The following is a 20,877-nucleotide window of genomic DNA, read 5'->3' as shown; positions in this document are numbered from 1 at the left end:
ACCTCTATTTTGATTGCATTTTTAGGAGAGTATATGCAATATCCATCCCCCCGTTTTACGTTAACAAAAATCGCCGCTGCCGTGATTTTATGCACATCTGGCATGGCAATGGCAGATGAAAACAAGGCCGAAAATAGTAATATTTTCACCTTAGGCACTGTTGTGGTGACCGCAGATGCCATCACCACAGCAGAATCCTCTGAATCCTTCATTGACCGCGAAACCATTGAGCTTTTAGAGGCAAAAGATTTAGGACAAGCCCTGCAATATACACCGGGTGTTTTCTATGATTCACCAATTGGTGCAGCCGGCGGCCGCTCTGCCCGTCGCTTTGAGCCAAGTGTCTCCATTCGAGGCTACAGTTTACGCTATGTACCCATTTTTGTTGATGGCATTCCTGTTTACATTCCATACGATGGTTATTCAGACATGAGTCGATTTACCACGGCCGATGTCTCCTCCATTCAAGTGGCAAAAGGCTATAGCTCTGTGATGTATGGTCACAACACTATGGGCGGTGCGATTAACATCGTGACATTAAAACCACGTTCTGCTTTTGATTTTTCAGGCACCGTTGGCACAGCGACAGGCGATGTTAAAGAGATCAGCGCAAACGTTGGCACACTCCAAGAACATTGGTATCTACAAGTGGGCGCATCTGAACGCACCCGTAAATACAGTCGCCTTGCAGAAAACTTTAAGGGCGAAGATGCAGCAAAACGCATGGTTGACAGCGATAAATATCTTTATCACACCAAAGATCGCCGCGCGAACATTAAAGTGGGCTGGACACCAAATGCCACCGATGAATATGTTTTAAGCTATTCCAAACAAGAGGCAAAAAAATATCCAGGCACCGGCAATGGCATCATCCCCACAGAGTGGATTTGGCCAAAATGGGATCGTGAAACCGTTTCCTTTGTTTCCCAAACATGGCTTTTTGATGATCAAGTTTACATTAAACCACGCATTTATCATGATGGCTTTAAAAATACGCTCTTAAACTTTAGACCCAATCAAGCCAGTCATTATGATGACAAGGCATTGGGCGCTTCGGTAGAAATTGGCACAACGGCTGTCCAAAATCATCTTATTAAATTGATGCTGAGCTATAAACGTGAAACTCATAAAGGCATTGATCAAGACCTCAAAAAAATGACTCAAGACGAGACAAAAGCCACACAAAAGTTCTATTCCATCGCTTTAGAGGACACCATCACCTTTAATGATCAATGGGAAGCACAAGTTGGGGCAATCTATACCAAACGTAAAGCAGAGGCCAATGGCATTGGGGCCAATACACAAGCGCTCATCAATCAGTATCCTGCTGCACGCGCTTTATTAGCGCCATCTATGGATGCCACAGATTTTCAAGCGGCACTTTTTTATAAGCCTTCAGAAACAGATACATTTCGCATCACTGCGGGTAAAAAGACTCGTTTCCCAAGTTTTAAAGAAGTCTATTCAAACTATGGTGATAATGCTGTCAATTGTAAAGACAAAAAATTCAAATCTGATAAGCGCTTATGCCCTGTTTATGATAAAACGCCCATCATTGCGCTACAAAATCCTGGTTTAAAACCAGAAAGTGCCATCAACATTGACTTAGGCTATAGCGGCATGCCGGTAGAGGGTTTACACCTAGATGCAACGCTCTTTTACAGCCAATCTAAAAATGTCATTGCTCGCGAAGAAAATAACCTTCATCGTTTCCCAGGTTACATTGTGAATCAAACCATCAACTTATCTGGTAAAGTGGAACGCAAAGGGTTAGAACTTGGATTAGATTATGACATCAATCGTTATGTGCGTTTAGGTGGTGGTTATACCTATTTAGACATGAAGAATAAGGATTCTAATGAGCATGTCACCGATACACCAAAGCATTTTGGCTATCTCTATGCCACATTTAAACCTATGGATTGGTTTGAAATCACCCCATCTATGACCGCTCGCAGCAGCAGTTATGCATTTACTCATAGCAATGAGAAAAATAAAGGCTATCAAGTATATAACCTTAAAATCAGTGTGACACCGCCACAATGGAAAGGCGTCAGCTTTAATGCAGGCGTTGATAATATCTTTAACAAAGATTATGCAGCCTATAACGCATCTTTCCCATCTGAAGGGCGCTCATTCTACGCAAACATGCGCATTGATTTTTATTAATCATCGTTATATAAATCAGAACATATCCCGCTGTTTTGGCGGGATTTTTTTATTTTTCAGCAATTTACTCAATCTTATGAAATTTCATTTCAATTTAATGGGAATTTAAGATAAAAATCATAATTTGATCCATCTTTGTTTTCGTGCATGAAAATAATGATAAATCATTTAATATCATTGGTTTAATAATTGATACAAAATCTTATGCTATTGACTTATGGGGTAAGATTCTATAAGGTAACCGCTCCTCAACTAAAAAGGAGTATGTTTTGGATAAAAAGAAACGTATTGCAATTTTGGGCGCAGGGCCCAGTGGTTTAGCACAATTACGTGCTTTTGAAGCGGCGCGATTACAAGGGGTTGAAAATCTGCCTGAAATCGTATGTTATGAAAAACAAAATGATATTGGCGGTATGTGGAACTACACATGGCGAACAGGATTAGACAAACACGGAGAACCTGTTCATGGCAGCATGTATCGCTATCTTTGGTCAAATGGACCGAAAGAGTGCTTAGAGTTTGCAGATTACTCATTTGAAGAGCACTTTGGCCAACCCATTCCCTCTTATCCTCCACGTGCAGTGTTAAAAGACTACATCATGGGGCGCATCAATAAACAAGACATTCGCAAGTACATTCGCTTTGAATGCCCCGTGCGTTGGGTGACGTTTGATGATGTCACAGAAAAATTCACCGTCACAGTGATGAATCACAAAACCGATCAACAAGAGACCGAAGCGTTTGATTATGTTGTGGTGGCCACTGGCCATTTTTCAACGCCCAACATGCCTTACTTTGATGGTTTAGATCAATTCCCCGGTCGTGTTTTGCATGCCCATGATTTTAGGGATGCCTTAGAGTTTGAAGGCCGCGACATTTTATTGGTGGGCAGCAGCTATTCAGCTGAAGACATTGCCACACAATGTTATAAATATGGCGCAAACAGCATCACCATCAGTTATCGCTCGCGCCCATTGGGCTTTGATTGGCCAGATGGCATTGAAGAAGTGCCATTACTGACACACTTTGAGGGCAATGTGGCCCATTTCAAAGATGGCACACACAAAGCGTTTGATGCCGTATTGCTGTGCACCGGTTATCAATTCCATTTCCCATTTTTAGAAGATCGCTTGCGCCTACAGGCGAGCAATTGCCTCTATCCTGAAACATTATACAAAGGGATTTTTTGGCAGGAGCATCCACAATTGATCTATTTAGGCATGCAAGATCAATACTTTACTTTTAATATGTTCGATGCCCAAGCGTGGCTTGCGCGCGATTATATGATTGGCCGTTTTAACTTGCCAGACAGCGATACACGCGAACAAGATATGAATGCATGGCAAGCAAAACGCCAAGCGGCCACAACTGCCTTTGCGGCGATTGATTTCCAAGCCGCGTACATCCGTGATTTAGTGAACCAAACGGATTACCCTGACTTTGCTGTAGAAAAGCAGGCAGAGCTCCTCAAAGCGTGGCAAAACGATAAAAAGCAAGACATCATGGGTTTCCGTGAACGCTGTTATCGATCCACTCAAACCAATACCTTAGCGCCTCAACTGCCCATGCCATGGTTGGAGATTAAGGATGACACATTAGAGTATTTCTTATCACTCGACTTTAAACCTCACAAATCGTTGAAGGTTTCTTAAATGAAAACACCAAGGCGATGTCTGCGCCTTGGTGCTTGTAGATGGGCTTAAAAACGGTAATTGAACCCAACCATCACTTTGGTTTCCCGATGATGCTGAGCACCTGTTGTATACGACACATTGCCCCACGCGCTCAATTGCGAATCAATGTGTGCCTCTAAGCCTGCTTTAAATTCTGCACGGTCTTTCATCCCCGTTAAGCGCGTTTCCACCTGATCCATGCGAACGCCCACCGCTTTTGATTGATGCAACCAGTTCGCCTCGACAAATGGTTCAAGTCGCATGCCGGTTTGTGCATCCCCCATCTCGTGTTTTAAAGAGAGTCGCACGCCTAAACGCGTTAAAACATGATGATGCCCCAAACCTTCCACCACTGTGCCATTATGCTCCACATGGCGGTCACTTTTCACACCTGACCAAATCACTTGTGCTTGCGGAATGACGTACAACTCATTGGAAGCACCACCCGCACTTTGCCAATGGGCAGCTTGCCACACATAACCGGATTCAAGGGATGCGGTTAAACCTTTGCTGTGATATTTTTCTTTATCCAATAAATCACCTTTGACCGTATTATTGAACCAGTTGTATAACAACCATCCATCCATATACCAACCTTCTGAAGATGCCGCATTTTGGTACCATGTGCCATATAACCCTGCACTGTAACCATTGACTTCACCTTTTGTACGGTAATGCGACAGCGAGTTTTTATTGGTATTGCTTGCATGCGCATAACCCGCCATTAAACCAAAGCGCACTGCATCTGTCCCCTGCCATGAGCCACTGAACAAATCGCCGCCTAATTGCACCACATAACGATCCGATGAGAGCGCCGATTGCTCATCTGACATTCTGCCCTTCATGTGCGCCCCTGACACGCGACTCCATAACGTGGTGTGTTGCATTATGCCTGTAATGGGGTCGGTATACCATGTTTCACCAACGCGATCACTTAGACGCGTGTTAAACAAGCTACCCGCTGCTGCTAAGTTTGCAGCATAGCTGCCCCCTTCCGGTCGATAAGTTGGTTTTGGCACAGGGGTGGGATCTGGTGTTGGATCAATCGTGCCACCGTCTTGTTTAGACGTTAAGTACCAATGATTACTATTTTGCCCTGCAGCGCCCGGTTTTAAATAGTATTCATAACTACCCGCGACTATTCGCCCCTCTTGTACAAACGCATTGGCATCTGAATGCCCTGTTTGAATGATCTCAATGCCTTCAACCGTTTGTGCACCTTGTCCGCCACGATTGAGCACTGCCACGCGCGTTGTACCTGTGGCGTTACCAGTGATGATCAACTGATCTTTCGGGCTATCATCCCCACCCACTTTGACACCTAATGTCACTAGACCATTATTGCCATGCCAGTTGCCTTGTTGTGTATAAGTTTGACCCACTACAGATTGCATATTACCAATGATCAGATGACCACTGTGCTCAATGTCACCTGTGACTGTCACTTTCTGGGCCAACGCTTTTTGTACTGAATCATCATTCAGTAAAATCGTTCCACGATTGTCCAATGCCAGCAAGGTTTGATCATTACCGGCTAAATTCAATACACCTTTTTCATCCACCAAGATATGTTGACTAGAAGCAATCGCATCATGCACACCTAAGGATAATTTTCCAGAATTAATGGTGGTTTTTCCGGTATAACCATTGTGTGCCATTAAGACCAAATTGCCTTGCCCAATTTTCGTTAGGCTTTGACCATCCCATGATGGATTGAGCGAGTCATGATCATTCAGCGGAACTTTAATGGCCAATGCATCATCCTTTGCAATGTCAAAAGTTCCATGCGCCCGATCGCCTAAACCATACCAACTCAATGAATATTGAACAATATGATCATTTTGACTGATTTGTGTATAATGATTCGCCTTTTGACCTGAGATCATCAATTCACCTTCAGCGGCAGCCCCATGAATGGGCTGATCACTTTTCATAAGGGTCACCGCGGTTTGATCCCAATCTTTCAAATCAAGGGAAAAAGTTGCATCTTGCATGCTAATAGCATTGGCAGTCAATGAACCAACATCTGTAAAGTGAACCTTGACACCTTGATCTAAAGTAATCTCATTAAAGCCTGTCGCTTGCCCACCACTGACCATCAATTGACTGTTGTTGCCTGCCTTCAAAGCACCGTCCACCGCTGTTTTCGCTTGTGCATCGAGTGTCAATTGATTGGTTTGATCTGTGGCTTTAAGCACGATGTCCCCAACGATTTTTGAGCCATCCTCCAGTGTCAATTGATTGATGCCCTTTATAAAACGAATGGCTGTCGGATCATTGCCGCTACCGGTTTGAATTAATCCATGATTGGTGATTCGTAAATCAGCACCTTCAATGGCAATGCCCGCATTGCCGGAAGCCCCATTGGCACCTTTTTTTCCATAGGCACCATAACTACTGCCCTCACCACCCACATTGCCTGAACCGCCTTCACCACCTTTCCCACCATTACCACCATAAATGGATCCTGTATTGAGAATGGTTAAATCCGCGCCTTTAATGGCAATCCCACCATCACCACCATTGCCACCATCACCGCCTTGGCCACCTACACCCCCCGGAGCATTGAACGTCCAAGCATTGCCGCCCTGACCGCCTAAATACCCCTGAGTGCCATCGCCACCATTACCCGCACGGATCACACCACTATTGGTTATGGTGCCATGCTTAACTTCAATGGCGATGCCACCTTGACCACCACTACCACCCTTTCCGCCCTGTCCACCGTTCCCACCAAGAAATGCACTACTGTCACCTTGTAGGTTATCACCACCTGCACCACCTGCACCGTCTAAACCACCATAACTTTGAGTATCAGCACCACGACCACCATCACCTGCGATCATTAAATTTTCATTATTAATCGTAATATGGTCTCCCTTAATGGCAGAGCCACCCTGACCACCAGTACCGGCATTGCCTCCCGCGCCGCCATCCGCACTTTTAGATTCAGTGATGCCAGAGCCATCAAAGCCACCTTGACCACCTGTGCCACCTTGACCACTTGTGCCACCTTGACCACCTTTAATTTGACCTAAGTTATGAATGGTCAATTGATCACCCATAATGCCGGCACCACCTTGACCGCCATTGCCCCCTGTACCACCAACGGCACCAATGGCACCTTGACTAATGTTTACATTAGATCCACCGGCACCACCTTGACCACTATCACCGGCCTCACCACCAATGCCACCCTGACCACCTTCGATCAATGCTCCAGCAGCATTATTGATGATCAAATCCTTGCCTTCCACGGCATTGCCACCTGCTCCACCGGTACCACCTAATCCACCGATGCCACCTGTGGCACCTAAAGCTAAATCACCCACATTGACATTAGGATCTCGACCTGGCAATACGATACCATTACCACCAATGCCTCCGTTCTCTCCATTACCGCCATTGCCACCGGTACCGCCTTTAATGTCTGATCGATTGTTTAAAGTGAAACCATTATTCCCCACAAAAACAGCGCCGCCTTGCCCACCTGTGCCACCAGCACCGCCATTACCTCCGACTTGTGCCACGCTATCTGTGGGTTGATTGGTGGCTGTTTTTCCCTGTTGCCCTGCGGTACCTGATGTGCCATTTTTACCTGTGGCTGCCACAATCTTTTCATCATTGGAGGTCGATTTGGTCAATACATTTGTCGGCTGAGCATCAGTACCTGCTTTCCCATCAATGCCATCTTGTGCTGGAGAATTGGCCACAGCCATCGCCATGCTCAACAACAAAATACCGCTCACTGTGGCTGACTTTTTCTTCCCTTTGGCCAATTCACAGGCCACTGACCATGCATTTAATGATTCATTCCATATGAGTCGATAAATTTTGTTCATGATTATCTCCTATATTATTAAGGACATTAATATTAATTAAATAAAACTTTATACTAAATATAATATCATTAATGTTATTGATAACAGCAGGATATTCAAAAAATAAAGACTCATGTCATAAAAAAACCACCTTTCGGTGGTTAATTCAAAGAAAACTGATTCAGCGCAAATACAAATTCATGGACAAACGCTGCTGATTCTCTTCAGCTAAGGTAAAGTCTAGCGCGAGCGTTGCGAGATCTTCCACATACACATCAAGCATTGGATTTTTTGTGCGATCTAAATGTTTAATGTAAGCATGACACTCAGGGCAGCTTTCAGCCTTCATGGGGGACTCTTGCCCTTCTAAAGACAATAATTCAATTTTCCCTGTATTTGGGCAACTGTGACACGTTGAACGCACTTTATGCCATTTCGTTTCACAGTTGTTGCACACCAAATAACGCAAACCATTGTCCATTGGGTCTAACACACTGGCAATTGGTGCATCACCACACATTGGGCAATCATGGAAGCCTTGCTCCACTTCTAACTTTGGTAAGGTGGCCAACGTTGCACTTTTCACATACACCGCTTTTAAGGCAATGGATAAAAATGGTAAATACTCTTTGGCAATCTCATCGCTGCTTTGGCCAAGCAAAGTTTTGGCATATGAAATTAATGTTTCATCTGATAAATCTGCCATCGCCGTTAAAACCGCTTTGACCTCAGTAGAGAGTTTTTTTGCATTCAATGCCGCCACAATGTGTTTAAACACATTGGGGAAATATGGCAATAATTCAGCATCTTTTAAGAATGGAGTCTGTGCATTTAAAACAGGTGCATTCATCTCTAAATCTGCATATGCATTTTTCGCCGCTTCTGTTAAATGAATCCAAAAATTGATGGTGCTGTGCAATGATTCAGGCGCACTGATCTCCATCTTCTCAAATTGCATCACGCGTGATGTGAAGGGATTGCCCTCTGGCAATAAAATGGGTTTGATGTCTGGAATCGTGCCCACTAATACATTATTTTCCGGTGTAAACTGACTCATTTCTTTCCCTATAAAAAGAATAAGCGCAATTTCTTGCGCCTATTTTTAAACATTATGATTCACTGTTATTTAGACTCTTTTTTCTCAGAATCTTCAACAATTTTCTCATTTTTCATGATTTCACGATACCATGCAGGATGGTGGCTGTGAGCCCATTTTTCGGACACAACGCCTTCTGTCATCGCACGGATGGTGCCACGAATCCAGATTGCAGCATAAACGTGAACGATGATGCACGCAATCAAGATTAAAGCCGCCCAAGCATGCAACAAAATGGCAATGCGACGAAGCTCAATGGAGAAATGATCGGCAAAAAAGAACGGACTTTGCCACATCATGATGCCTGTGACAAGCATCACAAACAAACAGCCTGTCATCGCCCAGAACATCCCTTTTTGACCGGCGTTGTATTTACCCACATCGCCCACTTCTTCGCCCATGATTACTTTTTTCACAGACAATGCCCAGCGCACATCTTCCATGTTTGGAATGTTATGTGGCGCATAACGCACGAACTGAATCATAAAGCCCACGAACATGATGATGCCCACAAACGGATGCACAATGCGCGCCGTTTGCAACGTACCAAACACTTGGCCAAACCATGAGAATGATGGATAAAAGAGCGCTAAACCTGAAAGAGCCAACACAATAAAGCTAAACGCTACGATCCAGTGGTTAATTCGCTCAGAGGCGGAATAACGTTGAATTAAACGATTTTCTTGTTTCATGCATTGTCCTCCTTCTCGATATCTTTCGCTTCTTTGGCCAGTTTCTTCGGATCTAAAACATCGCGATCCTTATCTTTACTGTCAGCATCGTTCGGGCCAATCGTAATGAAATGGAAGAATCCGAACAAAATGGAAGCGGCAATACCAAAGGTTGATAAAGGTTTCAAGAAACCTTTCCACAACTCAGTCCAGCCACTGATCTTAGGATCTTTTGGCAAGTTTGAGTACAACTGTGGTTTATCTGCGTGCTGTAATACGTACACAACGTGCGTACCGCCCACACCTTTCGGGTTATAAACGCCAGCATCTTCAAAGCCGCGACCTTTTAATTCAGTCACACGATCTTCTGCAAAGTGAAGCATGGCATCACGCTCACCAAAACGAATGGCACCCGTTGGACATGTTTTCACACATGCAGGCTCTTGACCCACCGCAACACGGTCAGAACACAACGTACATTTGTATGCTTTATTGTCTTTCTTACTGATGCGCGGAATATTAAATGGACAACCTGTAATGCAGTAGCCACAACCAATACAGTTCTCTTCATGGAAATCAACGATCCCATTTTCGTACTGCACAATCGCGCCCGGTGAAGGACAGGCTTTTAAACAGCCTGGATCTTCACAGTGCATACAGCCATCTTTACGGATGAGCCACTCTAATTTACCGGCTTCATCGGGTTCAGCTTCTGCAAAGCGCATCACTGTCCAGCTTTCTGCGGATAAATCATGTGGGTTGTTGTACGTACCATCACATGTACCGACTTTATCACGAATATCGTTCCATTCAGAACAAGCAACCTGACACGCTTTACAACCAATACACGATGAGACATCGATGACTTTCGTCACCTCTGTCACATGTGTACGCGCTTGAGGTGGCGTGGTGGACGTCGCGGATAAACGCTTAATATCTAATGACTGCAAAGACATTATCGACCTCCCTCTGCTTTCTCAATATTCACTAGGAATGTTTTAAACTCAGGTGTTTGCGTATTCGCATCACCCACCGAAGGCGTCAACGTATTGGCGATAAAGCCTTGTTTGGTTAAACCTTCATAACCCCAGTGAATCGGAATGCCGATGTGATGAATGCGTTTACCATTCACATCTAATGGCTTAATGCGTTTAGTCACAACCGCAACCGCTTTAATGAAGCCACGCTTAGACCAGACTTTCACCCAATCACCATTGGCAATGCCTTTCTCGGCTGCTAATGCTTCACCCATCTCAATGAATTGTTCAGGCTGCGCAATCGCATTCAATAATGCATGTTTTGTCCAATAGTGGAAATGCTCCGTCAAACGGTATGTGGTACCCACGTATGGATACTCTTCCATGGTACCTAACTCTTTACGGTCATCTTCAAAGATGCGCACCGCAGGGTTGTTCAGTACTTTTGGATACATTAAGTTCACACCAATTGGCGATTCCATGGGTTCATAATGGGCTGGGAATGGGCCTTCTGCCATCTTATCGATCGCATATAAACGGCTCACACCTTCAGGGTTCATGATGTATGGATTCATCGCACTGCCAGGTGGCTCATCTGCTTTGAAGTCAGGGACATCGTAACCGGTCCATTTTTTACCATTCCAGAAAATGAGCGCACGCTCTTTATCCCACGCCTTACCATCACGGTCAGCCGATGCACGGTTATAGATAATGCGGCGGTTTGCAGGCCATGCCCACGCCCAACCTAAAGTATTACCTAAGCCCGATGGATCGCTGTTGTCACGGTTGGCCATTTGGTTGCCCGCTTCTGTCCATGATCCTGCGTAAATCCAGCAGCCTGATGCGGTTGTCCCATCATCACGCAATTGCGCAAAACTTGATAACAATTGACCTTTTTTCAAAATCACATTGCCATCGGCATCTTTGATGTCTGCCAATGCATAACCATTGAGCTCTTTGGCCAATTCATCAGGATGAGGCGCAGTTGGAATGTCATATTTCCAAGAAATATTCATCAATGGTTCAGGGTTCACACCACCATGCTCTTTATAGAGTCGGCGCACTTCATATAAAATGCCTGACAAAATATTCGCATCTGGCAATGCTTCTCCCGGTGCATCGGCTGCTTTCCAGTGCCACTGTAACCAGCGACCGGAGTTCACAACCGCACCATCTTCTTCCGCAAAACATGTGGTGGGTAAACGATAAACTGTAGTGCCAATTTGACTTGGATCCACATCGTTTGACTCGCCATAGTTTTTCCAGAAAGTGGAGGTTTCTGTCACCAATGGATCCATCACCACTAAATATTTCAATTTAGATAAGGCTGCGATGGTTTTGTTCTTATTTGGGAATGATGCCACAGGGTTAAAGCCTTGGCAGAAATAGCCATTCATTTTCCCTTGTTTCATCAACTCAAATACGCGCAATACATCGTACATTTGATCCCATTTAGGCAACCAATCAAAGCCCCAGCCGTTCTCTTTGGTGGCTTTATCACCCCAAAATGTTTTCATCATACTGACGAAGAACTTCGGCGTGTTGCCCCAATAGTTGAACTGATCAGGTCGTGTTGCTTTTGGCGTCACTTGTGACAAATAGGTGTCAATCGTTGTCTGTTTTTCACTTGGCAATGGCATATAGCCTGGCAAGTTCGTTGACAACAAACCTAAATCCGTCAAACCTTGAATGTTCGAGTGACCACGCAGTGCGTTCACACCGCCCCCTGGCATACCGATGTTACCCAATAATAATTGGATCATCGCCATGGTGCGAATGTTTTGCGAACCAATCGTATGTTGCGTCCAACCAAGTGCGTACAAGAATGTCGCCACTTTATTGTGTGCAGAACACGTGCCTAAAATTTCACAAACTTTTAAAAATTCTTCAACCGGCGTCCCTGTGATGGTGCTCACCAACTCAGGTGTATATGATGCATAATGTTTTTTCATCATATTAAACACACAGCGCGGATCCTCCATTGTCGGATCGACAACGGCATCGCCATTTTCATCCATCTTGTAGTTCCAAGAGGATTTATCTGTGTACGCGTTTTTCTCTTCATCCCAACCAGAGAATAATCCCTCATTGAAATCAAAGTCATCATGGACAATAAACGTCGCATTGGTGTAATTTTTTACATAATCCCAGTTTATTTTGCCATTTGCGATGAGCCAATTGATCACACCACCTAGGAACGCAATGTCTGTCCCTGAACGAATCGGTGCATAAAAATCAGCAACGGATGCAGAGCGGTTAAAACGAGGATCAACCACCACAAATGTGGCACCACGTCTTTGTTTTGCTTCTACAACCCAACGAAAACCAACAGGATGCGCTTCTGCGGCATTCCCACCCATTACAATTACAACGTCGGCATTTCTGATGTCAACCCAGTGGTTGGTCATGGCCCCGCGGCCGAATGATGGAGCAAGACTTGCTACCGTAGGTCCATGTCAGACCCGAGCCTGATTATCTATGGCCACCATTCCAAGTGAACGAACAAACTTACCCGTCAAATGACCGGCTTCGTTACTCGCACCTGACGCTGCTAAAAAGCCCGCAGTTGTCCAACGGTTGACACGCACGCCTTGTTCGTTGTGCACCACCATATTGGCATCACGGTCTTCTTTAATGTGTGCGGCGATCTCTTTGTACGCCTGATCCCAACTGATGCGCTCCCACTTATCAGAATTCGGACGACGAACTTCAGGATACTTCAAGCGGTTCGGGCTTTTCACGTAATCTAGTAAACCCGCTCCCTTAGGACATAATGCCCCGCGGCTCACTGGATGATCCGGATCCCCTTCCACATGGATCAAGCTTGCTTTCGCATTATAAGCGCCATCACCTAAACTATACATCAACAATCCGCACCCTACCGAACAGTATGTACATGTATTGCGCACTTCTTTTGCGCGCAATAATTTATACTGGCGAACTTCCGCGTGAGCTATGCTTGGCGCCATACCCATTAACGCCAAACCAGTTCCTCCGACAGCTCCAGCGGACAGTTTGAAAAACTGTCGTCTAGAAACTTCCATAAATTACCTCTTAAATTTAAAACACACCTAACAACACTTTTTAAAAACTCTAAACGTCTGTTCACAGTCTTTAAAAAATTTTAAAACGAGTTGTTCATTATATACTTTTTATTCACAGTCGCAAACGGCCAGAATGGGCGGTGCCCCCTTAATAATGTGGGGGACGCTCATTTAAAAGCGAAATCTGTGAGTCTTCTGTCTTCTCTGCTAATTTAGAAGATAATTTGACCAACTGATTGTGCAAATCTTCGATTTGACGCTGTTGGTCAATCAGACATTGATTCAATGTCTCAATCGTGAGTTCGTGAAACGCCTCGCGCTGCTCTAACTCATCTACGCGGGCGCGTAAGTCATCCATTTCGTCGTGTGCCATTGTTACCCTTCACAATTTTCTGCATGGCTAAAATCGTTTTCTTCACCAAAGCGGTTGATTGTACACCTTTATGCGGCGCATAAAAATAGCTCACCATCATTTGTTGCATCTTTTCTAAACTTTTTTGCTCCTCGCCCGAAAGATAAGGCATCAACGCTTGTTTGAGCTCATCGATCGACGTGCCTTCTGGTAAATTGAGCCTAAATCGCCCATTGCTCAACATTAATAATCGCTGATATTCATCGCTGACTGTGCGTTTTAAAAGACGCCACGGCTTCATCACCCACAGCACCAAGAGCCCCAAAATCAACATCACGCCCACAAACGTCAGTTTTAATAATAAACCTGTGGAGACGCCTTGAAGATTAAAAAGCGCAGCCAATAGCGATTGCTGGCCATGATTTTGATAACCAAGCACAAATCGAGTCCAGCGATAATCCAAATCCTCTTGCCAATTTTTTAAAGTGTCTAGCCAACTTTGATCCGCACCATTGAATGATGTTTCCCCCGTCAACTGTTGCAATAGATCATTGATGCCAAGCACCATGCGATTAGGTGCCACAGCCGCTGTGGGATCAAGGCGCACCCACTGATTTTGATCCCAATATTCCACCCATGCATGGGCTTCTTGCCCTCTGACGGCAACGCGGCGCTCGGCAGCTTTAATATCACCGCCTAAGTAACCCACCACCACACGACTTGGAATGCCCACACGGCGCAGCATCCATGCTGTGGCTCCCGCATAATGCTCACAAAAGCCAGCTTTGGTGTCAAACATAAACTCATCAATGGGATTGTCACTGGTGAGCAAGCCGGGCGTTAAGGTATACACATAGTCCTGACGAAAATGTTGCAAAATCTTTTGCACATATTGCGTTGGGTTTTGACTCTCTAACCATAAACGATCGGCCAACGCTGCCGTATATGGATTATCAAGCGTCAATTGTGTGTACCCTGCTTTTTGGATCTCTGTCACATTGTGCCCATTTTGCAACTGAGCATTGGCATAATAAGTGCCGCTGTATTGCAGATTGCGCTCAATGTCGATTTGGGTTTGATGACTAAAATCAGGCATCGGGACAATACCGGGATCAGGATCCATCACCGTAAGATCTAAAGTGGCCAGATAATGCTGCTGAGTGGGCGCCATGATGACTTGATAATTCTGCCCTTTTGTGGCCTTTGGCAGACGATAACTCGCCTCTGGCAATGCGCGTGCTGCATTGGTTGCATGCCATGTTTTGCCATCAAAATGATCCAAAGTTAAGCTTCGCCAATAGAGCGCGCCAATGGGCGGCACAGCGTGCTCAAACTCTGCCCAAAACATGTGTTGATCACTGCTGGCAAGTTCGGCAATGCTGCCGGGCGTCATGCTGTTTGAAACGCCAGTTTTGGCCACTTCAGTCATTTGTCCGCGCCCTGGCAATAGAGATGGAAAGCGCGGGAAGATCAAAAACAGCACAATCATCAATGGCAAGGAGATCGCCATTAACTGTAACGCTGTGACAAATTGGGCACGATGATTAACACGGCCATAACCCACTTGTTGCAAACTGAGCATGCCTGTCATGATCAGTGCAAAAATCAACACCGAATAGAGAAACATCCCGATGCTGCGATCAAATAAATAAAGAGTCGACAACCCCACCAAACCCACGGCGCTCAAAATGTAACCATCGCGCACCGTTTTTGCTTCCACAAACTTAAGGGCATAGATTGCCATCAATAAGATGCTGCATCCGGTTGTATTAAGAAAATTACCCTGTGTGGCAGATAAAATTCCCACCACTGCGCCAATCATCCCAACTTTAACAATGCTTGAGGGAAAGCCCATCTTCATGCGATAAATGCGCAGGCGCCACACAAAGCAACCCACAAACATGAGCGCCACCCAAATGGGTAAAAAGAGCCACAATTGCGGCAGCAGCGTTAACACAAACGCCGCGCCAAACCAAAGCACTGAACTGCGGGGGAGATCCATCTTCATGCTGCCTCTATCGTCGATACAATGCCAATGCTTCTAAACAGCGCGCGCGATGATCATCCCCGGTATTCGGCTCAATGATCACAGCGCCAAGCTTTAACCCAAATCGCTGCCCGTTTTCCGTCAAACGCAACACAAGATGGCATAAATAAGATAATTTCTGTTCCATTGTCCCCATAAAATCGGCATCACTGAGCCAAAGTTCTGAGGAGAGTGGATCCGTAAAATGCTTCACCCAAACGCCCTGACCTTTTGCATACGCGCGCCAATCAATGCGCGACAAGGGATCACCCATTTGATAGGACTCAAGCGCCGCAAATTGATCAACGCCACGCAAAGCATTGCCCTCTAATGCTCTATTTTGATCCATCCCCAATGCCGCATCCACCATTGGTAAAGCGGTTTCAATGGGTTTGGGGTAACACAACGTGTGAGCTGAGCATGCAATCTGCGTCCATGCACGAAAGAGCCCTAAAGGATACGTGGTGGATAGGGTCACTTTCGGTAAAATGATCCGTCCACGCGTGCAATCCTCACGCAAAAGAGGCGCTGTGATGCGCTCATCCTTTGGGCAATCGATGCGTACGCTCGATGTCAAAGCACTCACTGTAATGGCCGGATGCAGACGATCAAACGCCGCAACAACCACCGGAAAAATGGCCGTTTGCCCAGCAAAAACAGGCTCTACGCGCCCGACAGAGATTTTCAGTTGATCCAAATTGCGCCAAGTGAGCACCATGGCCGCCACAAAGAGCGAAAAGAGCCAAAAACAGAGCACATACACCAAGGCATTGTCAAAGTTGATGGCCATCACCAAAAGTACGCCGCACAACAGCAGATAAATGAGCCCAAAGCGCGTGGGCAAAATATAGAGGGTGCGGCGATTGACCATCTGCATGATTATACCAACGTCGGAATGTGATCAAGCAGCCACTGAACGGCATCTTGGCTATTGTGCCCGCTGTGACGTAAACGATGTTCAAAGACGCTGGGTAAAACGGCTTTGACATCCTCTGGCACCACATAATCACGCCCATTGACCAATGCATAGGCTTGCGCCGCCCTCAATAAAGCTGTGCTCCCACGCGGTGAAATGCCAACGGCAAAGCGCGCCTCTGTTCGGGTGGCAAACACCAAGCGCAAAATATAATCTAACAATGCATCGGATGCTGAAACGGCCAACACTTGCTTTTGAATGAGGCTCAGCCCTTCACGCGTCAATAGCGTTGGCAAGGCGGCCACTTTGCCGCGGTGCGTGTCACCTTTTAAAATGCGTCGCTCTGCTTCTAAAGTGGGATAACCCAGCGACAATGTCATTAAAAAGCGATCCATTTGCGAATCGGGCAATGGATAGGTACCACTGCCGGCTGTATTGGGATTTTGGGTGGCGATCACAAAAAAGTGTTCCGGTAGGCGATAACTTTTACGCCCAATGGAGACTTGCCGCTCCTCCATCGCCTCTAACAATGCGCTTTGGCTCTTTGGCGTGGTGCGATTGATCTCATCGGCGAGCAATAATTCTGTGAAAATCGGGCCATGATGCAAGCGAAAGGCTTGCGTCGCAGGATCAAAGATCTCCCCACCAATGATGTCCCCCGGCAATAAGTCAGAGGTAAATTGTAAGCGCTGATAGGACAAGCCCAACACTTTCGCTAAGCTATGGGCCAACGTTGTTTTGCCCATACCAGGCAAATCTTCTAAAAGTAGATGCCCCTTTGCAAAAAGACAGGCCAAACTTAATGTGACCTGAGCTTCTTTACCCAGAATGATGGCGTTGAGCGCCATTTTTATTTGTGTGATTTTATTATGCATGACGACTCAAGGAAAAATTAACGCACCACTTTTTGGAATTTAGGCTCGGCGGTGATCTCTGCAAAGCTCGCCACAGGATGATCTAAGAGCACCATTTGATTTTCTGCCACAAAGAAATGCATGTTGCGCGCATTTAAGAGGCGAATGATGGGGGCATTTTTATCCCATGTATAGCGACCTTGGAACACAATGGGCTGCCCGATGGGTGCACCATTTTTCATGCTCTGTTCAATATAGCGATACTGCCCATATTGGTTCACTTGCAACTGTGCATTGGTATAATCGCACCCTTCGCATTTTAAGCGCGTGCGATATGTGCCTGGATAATCCAAGCTCGTTTGGGCAATTTGTGAGGCTGTTTCCACAGGCTCAACAGGTTTTGGCGCCTCTGTTTTTTTCGGGGTAACAGATAAGCAACCGGTTAATACTAAAGGCAACATTGCTGCTGTGATCACACTCTTTTTCATACGTACGCTCCATTATTTTTAATCAACATCACAGTCATTCATTGTAGCTGATATCTTGGAAATTTGACATTTTTTCACCCCTTCCACTATGATCCCTCTTTTCTTTATGGTTTTCCCTCATGACTGCCCCACGTTTTGATGCATTAAGCGCTCACTTTCAAGATAAAATTTATGCCTCCTTTAAAGGACAATTGCGCCTGGCCATTTTAGAGCGTGATTTTTTACAGTTTGATCTTTTAACGCGCTCTTTCGCTACATTAGACATCGGTGCCGGTCAAGGGCAATTTGCCAGAGTGCTCAGTGCCCATGGCCATCAAATGACGCTGCTAGAAGCCTCAGAAACCATGTTAAACCTTGCCAAAACGCGCTTTGCTGAGCATCAACTCACCGCAAATTTCATCCATGATGAACTGCAAAACATTCCGCAGCGTTTAACTCATAGCTATGATCTCATTCTCGCGCATGCCGTGATCGAATGGCTCGAAGATCCCCTTAGCATCCTTCCCATTGTCAAAGGATTGATGCATTCAAACAGCACCGTCTCTTTACTCTTTTATAACGTCAATGGTTTGATTTATCACAATCTCATTCGTGGCAATTATCGCTATGTGGAAAAAAACAATTTCCGCGGGGAAGCCGGCGGTTTAACGCCCATTTCGCCTGTTGATCCCGCCATATTACAGCAAGCGTTAGAAACTGCAGGCTTTGAGATCATCCACCAAAGTGGCATTCGCACCTATTATGATTTTATGACCAAAGAGAATAAACAAAAAATCAGCACGGAAGATCATTTAAAGATGGAAATGCACTGCTCCACAAAACCGCAATATCTCCCCAATGCGCGCTATTTGCATTGGTTAATCCGCCTAAAATGAGAATGAACATGTCCCTTTTTTTAGCCCCCACAACGGGCGAGACAATCCGCAAGTTTCATCAACAATTGATGCACTGGTTTGATGAACATGGCCGCCATGATCTGCCTTGGAAGCCACAAAATCATGACACACCTGCCCAAAACATTTATCACATTTGGCTCTCTGAGATCATGCTGCAGCAAACGCAGGTGGCCACAGTGATCCCATACTTTTTTAACTTCATCAAACAGTTTCCCACCATCAATGACCTTGCCAACGCAGAGATTGAACGCGTTTTAAAGGCGTGGGAAGGTTTAGGCTATTACGCGCGCGCCCGCAATTTACATCAAGGCGCACAATATGTGCGGGATCAATTCAAAGGCGAAATCCCTTGCGACTTTGCCGCCATTCAATCCATCAAAGGCATCGGACGCACCACTGCTGCGGCCATCATGAGCCAAGGATTTCATCGCCCTTTTGCCATTTTAGATGGTAATGTCAAACGCGTGATGGCGCGCGTCACCGGCGCGACGCACCCTGAAAAACAGTTGGAAAAAGTACTCCTGCCCTTTGCTTATATGATGAGCAGCCAAGCGCGCCCTCATGATTACACGCAAGCGATCATGGACTTTGGCGCCACGCTCTGCACCAAGCAGCCCAAATGTGACACCTGTTTTTGGCAAATGCACTGCGTAACACATCAACAACAATACATGGATCGCATTCCGGCCAAAAAAATCAAAACGGTGAAAAAAGAGCTCGAGCTCTTCCCTCTGATTGTGGAAAATCAACATGGCCAATTACTGTTTCATCAACGCACCACAGAGACCATCTGGCACAATCTTTATGAGTTTCCCCATCGCTCATCCCATCTCATGGACATCGAGACGATGTTACCGGATGTCACCGTCATTGAAAGCATCTCTTTACCGCGCTTTAAACATGTGCTCACACACATTAACTTTCACATTGAGCCCCTTTGGTTGAAGGTGAATACAGAAGCATCTTCCATTCTCCTCGATGGACAATGCTATACCTTCACACCGCGCGCTGTGTATGACACTTATGCAAAAACCAAGCCCACCAATGATTTATTAGCGCTCATCCATGGCTGATCACTGCTTTTATGTTCTGTTATGTCAGGATGGCTCGCTGTATGCCGGCTACACAACGGATGTCACGCGGCGCACGGCAACGCACAATCGCGGCAAAGGCGCAAAATATACGCGGGCGCGCTTGCCTGTACGGCTCATTCACTCAGAACGTTTTGCCACACAAACGTTAGCCATGCAGCAAGAGTATGCCTTTAAGCAATTGACGCGCACAAAAAAAGCGGCCTATTTAGCCGCTTTTGGTGTTGATTTAACGCGCTTACTTGATGAAGCTTAAAAACTCTGCGCGCGTGGCCGGATTGTTTCTAAAGGCCCCTAACATGGCGGATGTCACCATGTGAGAATTTTGTTTCTCAACGCCGCGCATCATCATGCACATGTGTTTTGCTTCAATCACAACCGCCACACCTTTGGCATCGGTGACTTCTTGAATGGCATTGGCGATTTCAGAGGTGAGCGCCTCTTGGATCTGTAAGCGGCGAGCAAACATGTCCACAATGCGGGCAATTTTCGATAAACCGAGCACTTTGCCATTGGGCAAATACGCCACATGCGCTTTACCGATAAAAGGCAAAATGTGATGCTCACACAATGAATACAACTCGATGTCTTTGACCAACACCATTTCATTGCTGTCTGATGAGAAAATGGCACCGCCCACCACTTCTTCTAAGGTTTGCTCATAACCTCGACACAAATATTGCATCGCTTTTGCAGCGCGTTTTGGTGTGTCAACGAGGCCTTCGCGCTCAGGATCTTCACCAATTTCAGTTAAAATGGCACGGTAATTTTTTTCTAAATCAGACATGATCGCAACTCAATAA

At 45.7% G+C, this 20,877-nt stretch carries 16 protein-coding genes; 5 read left to right on the top strand and 11 right to left on the bottom strand.

The window, feature by feature from the left end:
* Positions 1-33: 33 nt before the first annotated feature.
* Together B9T20_RS00855 and B9T20_RS00850 are read left to right on the top strand one after the other, a co-directional pair.
* Complete coding sequence (locus B9T20_RS00855; protein ID WP_094489376.1) at positions 34-2,169, top strand: TonB-dependent siderophore receptor; 2,136 nt, start codon at positions 34-36, stop codon at positions 2,167-2,169.
* A 269-nt stretch (positions 2,170-2,438) separates the two neighbouring features.
* Positions 2,439-3,821 carry an NAD(P)-binding domain-containing protein gene (locus tag B9T20_RS00850; RefSeq protein WP_094489375.1) on the top strand — a complete coding sequence of 461 codons (1,383 nt, stop codon included), beginning with the start codon at positions 2,439-2,441 and terminating at the stop codon, positions 3,819-3,821.
* Between the two features lie 47 nt (positions 3,822-3,868).
* Here the strand turns inward: B9T20_RS00850 and B9T20_RS10270 are convergent, their stop codons facing one another.
* The 10 genes from B9T20_RS10270 to B9T20_RS00795 all read right to left on the bottom strand — a co-directional run bounded on the left by B9T20_RS10270 (position 3,869) and on the right by B9T20_RS00795 (position 18,087).
* On the bottom strand, positions 3,869-7,684 hold the full coding sequence (locus B9T20_RS10270) for an autotransporter outer membrane beta-barrel domain-containing protein (protein ID WP_094489374.1): 3,816 nt from the start codon (positions 7,682-7,684) through the stop codon (positions 3,869-3,871).
* Positions 7,685-7,844: 160 nt separating this feature from the next.
* Positions 7,845-8,720: a formate dehydrogenase accessory protein FdhE gene (locus B9T20_RS00840; RefSeq protein ID WP_094489373.1), complete on the bottom strand. Its 876-nt coding sequence runs from the start codon at positions 8,718-8,720 to the stop codon at positions 7,845-7,847.
* Positions 8,721-8,785: 65 nt separating this feature from the next.
* Complete coding sequence (locus B9T20_RS00835) at positions 8,786-9,451, bottom strand: formate dehydrogenase subunit gamma (RefSeq protein ID WP_094489372.1); 666 nt, start codon at positions 9,449-9,451, stop codon at positions 8,786-8,788.
* Entirely contained in the window at positions 9,448-10,386 is a 939-nt protein-coding gene (fdxH, locus tag B9T20_RS00830; RefSeq protein ID WP_008314713.1) for a formate dehydrogenase subunit beta, read from the bottom strand. The genes B9T20_RS00835 and fdxH overlap by 4 nt, the downstream gene beginning before the upstream one ends.
* Positions 10,386-13,451 (bottom strand): formate dehydrogenase-N subunit alpha, encoded by a 3,066-nt coding sequence (gene fdnG / locus B9T20_RS00825; protein ID WP_148138444.1) that lies wholly within the window; start codon positions 13,449-13,451, stop codon positions 10,386-10,388. The genes fdxH and fdnG overlap by 1 nt, the downstream gene beginning before the upstream one ends.
* A 148-nt stretch (positions 13,452-13,599) precedes the next feature.
* Positions 13,600-13,824, bottom strand: coding sequence for a SlyX family protein (locus tag B9T20_RS00815; protein ID WP_233491470.1), 225 nt, complete (start codon positions 13,822-13,824; stop codon positions 13,600-13,602).
* Entirely contained in the window at positions 13,802-15,811 is a 2,010-nt protein-coding gene (locus B9T20_RS00810; protein WP_233491468.1) for a DUF3488 and transglutaminase-like domain-containing protein, read from the bottom strand. The genes B9T20_RS00815 and B9T20_RS00810 overlap by 23 nt, the downstream gene beginning before the upstream one ends.
* A 7-nt stretch (positions 15,812-15,818) precedes the next feature.
* Positions 15,819-16,706 carry a DUF58 domain-containing protein gene (locus tag B9T20_RS00805; protein ID WP_094489368.1) on the bottom strand — a complete coding sequence of 296 codons (888 nt, stop codon included), beginning with the start codon at positions 16,704-16,706 and terminating at the stop codon, positions 15,819-15,821.
* Positions 16,707-16,708: 2 nt separating this feature from the next.
* The gene (locus B9T20_RS00800) at positions 16,709-17,620 is read right to left on the bottom strand and encodes a MoxR family ATPase (protein ID WP_094489367.1); all 912 of its coding nucleotides are present in this window, start codon (positions 17,618-17,620) and stop codon (positions 16,709-16,711) included.
* Between the two features lie 17 nt (positions 17,621-17,637).
* Positions 17,638-18,087, bottom strand: coding sequence for a copper resistance protein NlpE N-terminal domain-containing protein (locus B9T20_RS00795; RefSeq protein WP_094489366.1), 450 nt, complete (start codon positions 18,085-18,087; stop codon positions 17,638-17,640).
* 119 nt (positions 18,088-18,206) lie between these two features.
* Between B9T20_RS00795 and B9T20_RS00790 the strand changes: the two genes are divergently transcribed.
* The 3 genes from B9T20_RS00790 to B9T20_RS00780 are packed head-to-tail and all read left to right on the top strand — an operon-like array spanning position 18,207 to position 20,330.
* Positions 18,207-18,962, top strand: a complete 756-nt coding sequence (locus B9T20_RS00790; RefSeq protein WP_094489365.1) for a methyltransferase domain-containing protein — start codon at positions 18,207-18,209, stop codon at positions 18,960-18,962.
* Positions 18,963-18,970: 8 nt separating this feature from the next.
* On the top strand, positions 18,971-20,056 hold the full coding sequence (gene mutY / locus B9T20_RS00785) for an A/G-specific adenine glycosylase (protein WP_094489364.1): 1,086 nt from the start codon (positions 18,971-18,973) through the stop codon (positions 20,054-20,056).
* Complete coding sequence (locus B9T20_RS00780; RefSeq protein ID WP_094489363.1) at positions 20,049-20,330, top strand: GIY-YIG nuclease family protein; 282 nt, start codon at positions 20,049-20,051, stop codon at positions 20,328-20,330. The genes mutY and B9T20_RS00780 overlap by 8 nt, the downstream gene beginning before the upstream one ends.
* Here the strand turns inward: B9T20_RS00780 and folE are convergent.
* Positions 20,313-20,861, bottom strand: a complete 549-nt coding sequence (gene folE / locus B9T20_RS00775; protein ID WP_008314737.1) for a GTP cyclohydrolase I FolE — start codon at positions 20,859-20,861, stop codon at positions 20,313-20,315. The genes B9T20_RS00780 and folE overlap by 18 nt on opposite strands.
* Positions 20,862-20,877 lie beyond the last annotated feature (16 nt).

The organism is Wohlfahrtiimonas sp. G9077, from assembly GCF_002252155.1.
Classification (GTDB): Bacteria; Pseudomonadota; Gammaproteobacteria; order Cardiobacteriales; family Wohlfahrtiimonadaceae; genus Wohlfahrtiimonas.
Note: the sequence above shows the minus strand (reverse complement) of the source record. Positions and strands in the feature narration are given on the sequence as shown.